The sequence below is a fragment of the Ruminococcus sp. YE282 genome, from assembly GCA_900101355.1.
GTDB lineage: Bacteria > Bacillota > Clostridia > Oscillospirales > Acutalibacteraceae > Ruminococcoides > Ruminococcoides bromii_A.
In genome coordinates this window covers 24230-30370 of record FMUV01000031.1, presented here as the reverse complement: position 1 = coordinate 30370, position 6141 = coordinate 24230, and the positions used below count along the sequence as shown (strand labels likewise).

General features: G+C 41.0%; 3 protein-coding genes. 2 read left to right on the top strand and 1 reads right to left on the bottom strand.

All coding sequences use genetic code 11. From position 1 onward, the window contains the following. The first annotated feature begins 562 nt into the window (after positions 1 to 562). Positions 563 to 3466, top strand: coding sequence for an acyl-CoA dehydratase activase (locus BLP46_RS09450; protein ID WP_092978480.1), 2904 nt, complete (start codon positions 563 to 565; stop codon positions 3464 to 3466). Between the two features lie 24 nt (positions 3467 to 3490). Then, complete coding sequence (locus BLP46_RS13485) at positions 3491 to 4798, top strand: 2-hydroxyacyl-CoA dehydratase (RefSeq protein ID WP_092978478.1); 1308 nt, start codon at positions 3491 to 3493, stop codon at positions 4796 to 4798. A 201-nt stretch (positions 4799 to 4999) separates the two neighbouring features. Here BLP46_RS13485 and BLP46_RS09440 read toward each other — a convergent pair whose 3' ends face one another. Beyond that, on the bottom strand, positions 5000 to 6139 hold the full coding sequence (locus BLP46_RS09440) for a glycoside hydrolase family 25 protein (protein ID WP_092978476.1): 1140 nt from the start codon (positions 6137 to 6139) through the stop codon (positions 5000 to 5002). Between the last annotated feature and the right edge of the window lie 2 nt (positions 6140 to 6141).

The window sequence follows — 6141 nt, the reverse complement described above, 5'->3', positions numbered from 1 at the left end:
ATTTCCTTTTATTAATCAAAACTCTTTCTCAGCGTAGTAACCAATGCTTCTGGAAAACACTTTTTATCTGCACCGCAGTATTTCCTTTTATTAATTCAAAATTCTCCCTCAACGCAGTTACCAACACTTATTCATTGACTTATTCATTGAAACAGATTTTTGTTTTTTTATATCACTATTCTTAGTTTTCTTTAATTTTGCTATACATATATAATATAGCACAAATAGACTCCACTGTCTTAATCTTAATTTTTAATACTGTACCAAAAGATTTGAAACATTAAAGTGTTTTATAACAATCAATACAGTTAGTCCCCATTTTATATATAATTGTTTATTTAATTTAAAAATGTCGGTCATTACTCATTCTAAATTTATCAACATAATGCACCAAGTGTACATTGATTTTAATGATTATAAATGGTAAAATAAATCAAAGTTATAATTATTCTTTATCGGAATTAAAAAATATTTTTAAAATATTATAATAGATTGGTATGTAAAATTTATTATAACAACTAACTAATTATTAAGTGCCAATTCGGCTTTCGGAGGAAATATCTTGAAACTTGGTCTTGACATCGGTTCAACAACAATTAAATGCGTTGTGCTTGACAACGATAACAAGCTGATTTACAGCACATATGAACGCCATTACTCACAAATCACCGACAAAACTGCAGAAATTCTTAACACTGTATGTTCTAAAATTGACGGTGTAGAGGGCGCGTATGTTGCAATGTCAGGTTCTGCCGGTATGGGTGTTGCCCAGGCATGCGGCATTGACTTTATTCAAGAGGTTTACGCAACACGAATTGCCGCAAACACTTTTCTTCCGGGTACGGACGTAGTAATAGAGCTTGGCGGCGAGGACGCAAAAATTCTGTTCCTTACAAACGGACTTGAGGTTCGTATGAACGGAACCTGCGCCGGCGGTACGGGTGCGTTTATTGACCAGATGGCAACCCTGCTCAACGTTCCACTTGAGGAGCTTGATGACCTTGCAAAGAAGCACGAAAGAACATATACCATTGCTTCACGTTGCGGCGTGTTTGCAAAAACAGATATTCAGCCGCTCCTAAACCAAGGCGCAAGAAAGGCAGACATTGCAGAAAGCATTTTCAATGCAGTTGTAAGCCAAACCGTTGCGGGTCTTGCTCAGGGCAGAGAAATTGAGGGTCAGATTGTATATCTCGGCGGACCTCTCACATTTATGAGCGAACTCAGAAAATGTTTTGACACTACCCTTAATACCAAAGGCATTTGCCCTGAAAATTCTCTGTACTATGTTTCCAGCGGTGCCGCTCTTTGTGCTGAAAAGAAAATTGACTTCGACAAAGTTATTGAACAGGTAAAGCATTACAGAGGCTCGGGCAACTTTGCTTTCAATCCGCCTCTTTTTGAAAATGAAGAAGAATACAAAAAGTTCACACAGCGCCACGCAAAAGCCGATGTAAAGCAAAAAGAACTTAAAGGCTACAAAGGCAAGGCATACATCGGAATGGACGCCGGCTCCACCACCGTTAAAGGCGTTGTTCTTAACGAAGACGGTGAACTGCTGTATTCAAAATATATACAGTCAAAAGGTAATCCGGTAGAGATTATCAAGGAATTTCTTGAGGAAGTATATTCTATTAATCCGGATATTAAGGTTGCTTCTTCAGCCGTTACAGGTTATGGTGAAGACATTATAAAGAATGCATTTGACGTTGATTACGGCGTTGTTGAAACCATAGCTCACTTTACTGCGGCAAAATATTTTATGCCTGACGTTGAATTTATCATTGACATCGGCGGACAGGACATCAAGTGCTTCAAAATTCACAACGGAGCTATTGACAATATCTTTTTGAACGAAGCCTGTTCTTCGGGCTGCGGAAGCTTTTTGCAGACTTTCGCAAACGCTCTCGGCTATGAAATTGCTGATTTCTCAAAACTCGGACTGTTTGCAAGACGTCCGGTTGACCTTGGTTCACGCTGCACTGTATTTATGAACTCAAGCGTAAAGCAGGCTCAGAAAGACGGCGCAACAATTGAAGATATATCGGCAGGTCTTTCTCTCAGCGTTGTTAAAAATGCGCTGTACAAGGTTATCCGTGCTTCAAGTCCTGACGAGCTTGGAAAAAGAATCGTTGTTCAGGGCGGAACATTCCTCAACGACGCCGTGCTTCGTGCTTTTGAGCAGGAAATGGGCGTTGAAGTAGTAAGACCAAACATTGCCGGTCTTATGGGAGCTTACGGCGCTGCCCTTTATGCAAAGAAAAAGTCAAAAGGAAAGGCTGACAGTACGCTTGCAAATACTGAAGCACTTAAAAACTTTGTTCACGAAATAAAAAATACAAACTGCGGTCTTTGCAATAATAATTGCAGACTTACCATAAATTCGTTTGGCGGCGGCAGAAAATTCATTGCCGGAAACAGATGCGAGCGACCAATCACAAAGCGTGTTCCGTCAAACGATATGAATATGTACAGCTACAAGCTTAAATTGCTTGACTCCTACAAGCCTGTTGAGGGCGTAAGAGGAAAACTCGGTATTCCGATGGGACTTAATATGTACGAATTGTATCCGTTCTGGTACAGATTCTTTACCGAACTGAAGTTTGAAGTTTTCAAGTCGCCCCATTCAAGCCGAAAGCTGTATCAGAGAGGTCAGCAGACCATTCCGAGCGACACGGTTTGCTTCCCCGCAAAGTTAATGCACGGTCACGTACAAACGCTTATTGACCAGGGTGCCGAAACAATATTCTATCCCTGCCTGACCTATAACTTTGACGAACATCTGGGTGACAATCACTACAACTGCCCTGTTGTAGCATATTACCCGGAAGTTATTAAGAATAATATGAAAGACATAAACAAAGTGCACTTTATAAAGGATTACTTTGGCATTCACCGTCCAAAGGACTTCCCTAACAAAGCCTATGAAAAACTATCTTTCCACTTCCCCGACCTTACACTTAATGAAGTAAGGATAGCCGCCAAAAAGGCGTATGAGGAACAGGACAATTACAGAAAGAAAGTAATTGCCAAGGGTAATGAGATAATTGAAAAGGCTGAAAAAGAGGGCAAGCTTATTTTTGTTCTTGCAGGCAGACCTTATCACATTGACCCTGAGATAAACCACGGCATTGACAAGCTTATATCAGGATTTAATGTTGCAATCATCAGCGAAGACGTAGTTTCACCGAGGGTTGAGAAGTTCAACACACACGTTCTCAACCAATGGACATATCACTCACGTCTTTATGCTGCCGCAAAATATGTTTCAACCCGAAAGGATATGGAGCTTGTACAGCTTGTATCATTCGGATGCGGCGTTGACGCAATAACGACAGATGAAGTAAGAGAAATTCTTGAGCGCAACAACAAAATTTATACACAGATAAAAATCGACGAAATTACAAATTTGGGCGCTGTAAAAATTCGTATAAGAAGCTTGCTTGCCGCAATTGACAACGACTAATTTATAAATTGAAAGGATTGTAATATGGCTGAACTTAAATATGACAAAAAAACAGGCCGTCTGCTGTTTACAAAGCAGATGAAAAAGGAATACACGATTCTAATGCCTAATATGTCACCCATTCATTTCAGAATTTTGCAAAATGTGTTCAGACATTACGGCTACACATCCGAACTTCTTGAAACTACGGGTCCTGAAATTGCACAAACCGGACTTAAATATGTTCACAACGATACCTGTTATCCTGCTTTGCTTGTAATCGGTCAGTTTATTCACGCTTTGCAAAGCGGAAAGTATGACGTTCACAAAACTGCGCTTATGATAACACAGACCGGCGGCGGTTGCCGTGCGTCAAACTACATATTCTTGCTGAGAAAAGCCCTTAAAAAAGCAGGTCTTGAATTTGTTCCTGTTATCTCGCTTTCATTCGGAATGGAGAAAAACAGCGGATTTTCCCTCACCTTGCCTCTTATCAGACGTTTTATGGGCGGTCTTGTTTACGGCGACCAGCTTATGCTGTTGTCTAATCAAACAAAGCCTTATGAATTCAACAAGGGCGAAAGTATGCAACTTGTTGCCGACTGGAGCGAGAAAATTTCGCAAATGCTGATTGAGGGCAGAGGCTATACCCTTGAAGAAGTTGACGAAAATCTTGACAAGATTACAAAATCTTTTTCAAAAATTCCTCTAAATAAGGTTCCGAAAGTCAAGGTAGGCATTGTAGGCGAGATATATGTAAAATACTCAAAGATGGCTAACAACGGACTGGAGGACTTTCTTGCTTCGCAGGACTGCGAGGTTTATATCCCGGGACTTATGGGATTTGCTTCGTTTAAGGTTGACAACCGAATTGAGGACTACAAGTTATTTGGCGGCAGCAAGATAAAATACAAATTCTGTAAGATGCTTTTGAACTATCTTACCAAACTTGAGGGTTTGATGATTGACGCAGCCGAAAAATACGGCTTTGTTCCTCCGCACAGATATGCCCACACCAAGGAGCTTGTTAAGGGCGTAATCGGATACGGCAGTAAGATGGGCGAGGGTTGGCTGCTCACGGCAGAAATGCTTGAGCTTGCCGAAACCGGATATGAAAACATTGTATGTACACAGCCTTTCGGCTGTTTGCCAAACCACATCAACGGCAAGGGCGCAATCCGCAAAATTCGTGAAATTAAGCCCAATGCAAACATTGTTACAATCGACTATGACCCGGGTGCTCCAAAGGTAAACCAAGAAAACAGAATAAAGCTTATGCTTGCAGTCGGCAAGGAAAATCTGAAAAAACAAATTGCCGAGAGCCAAGGCAGGGATAACGCACAAAACAAATAAAATACCACATATACAACAACGGGACGAAAAAATTCGCCCCGTTTTTTCTTTTGCCTTTGGTAGATTAAAAATTGTAATAGGCTTACAATAAATGCAAAATAGCATTAGTTTCTGAATGTTTCAGAGGGAGATTATAACTCCCTCCGACATCCTGATACAGCTCTCGCCATAAAAACATTAAACATCTGCTCTTAGGTTATCTTATCTGTCGAGTGTAATCTGCAATTTATCCATAGATTTGCCGAAAGAGCCTGCATAACCGTCCTGACCGTTCGATTTTTCGTCATCGTATTGCCAGCTGTAATAGTCTGCCCCCACTCGGCTCGTCCTGTATTTTGCTTTATAAACATTGTTATTCAGCATATTGCTGGGTGTTTCGTAATAAATTCGTACTGCGTCAATCTCCTGACCGTTGCCTGCATACTTATTTGTGTCAGTTGTTGAGAACCCAGTAACCTTTGGCAGCCAACTGCCGCCTTTTACGTGCGCCTGATACCAAACACTGCCCTTGCTCACCTTTACGGCAAACGCAACAATCTTGTCACCCGACACGCCTGCGTAATCTTCTAAGTCTTTTACAGTCGGCAGCCAGCCACGCTTTAAAGTTTTTACGCAGTAAGTCACTTCAGGCTTTTTATCCTGATTATCCGAACCGCCTACGCTTCCGCTGTCACCGTCAGACCAATTGTTCCAGTTGCCCTTTTTGATTATAGTCGGATAGTCCTTGAAGCACTTGTTTTTATCAACCACTCCAACACCGTCTATGCTGTTGCTTTCAAGATAATTAACTTCTCCGCCGTACTGCCACATTCCTGCATCTTTTTGATAGTCACAAGTTGAGTTCCATTGTGCAACCCAAATATCATAATTGTTCAGCAACTCAGAATCATTGAGCTGATTATTAAGCCAGCTCAAGCTTGCATATAGCATTGGATAGTATCCTGCGCCTTTTATTCTGCTTAAGAATGTTTTGCAAATATTTTTCAACGTTGAATTGCTCGGCATACCGTTTTTTGACTTATAACCGTCTGCATCCTCCATATCAAAAGCCACCGGGAACGATGGCTTTTTATTTTTCAGCAGACGTATAACGTGTTCGGCTTCGCTCTTTGCCTCGTCCACAGTAAGCGCATACGAATAAAGATACGTTCCCCAGGGCATACCGATTTTTTCGCACTTTCGCACATTGTTTTCAAACTGACTGTCGTCCTGCGACTTGATGTCTGAGCCAAAGCCGCAGCGTATCATAACGAAGTCATAACCTGCGTCCTTTATTTTTTGAATGTCAACATCACCGTTTACCGATGAAATGTCAACTCCTTTTTTACCTTTATAATTCATTT

What these genes read in the sequence shown, in the direction of transcription:
- BLP46_RS13485 (WP_092978478.1), top strand. Translation starts at nt 3,491, where the DNA reads ATGGCTGAACTTAAATATGACAAAAAAACAGGCCGTCTGCTGTTTACA.
- BLP46_RS09440 (WP_092978476.1), bottom strand. Translation starts at nt 6,139, where the DNA reads ATGAATTATAAAGGTAAAAAAGGAGTTGACATTTCATCGGTAAACGGT.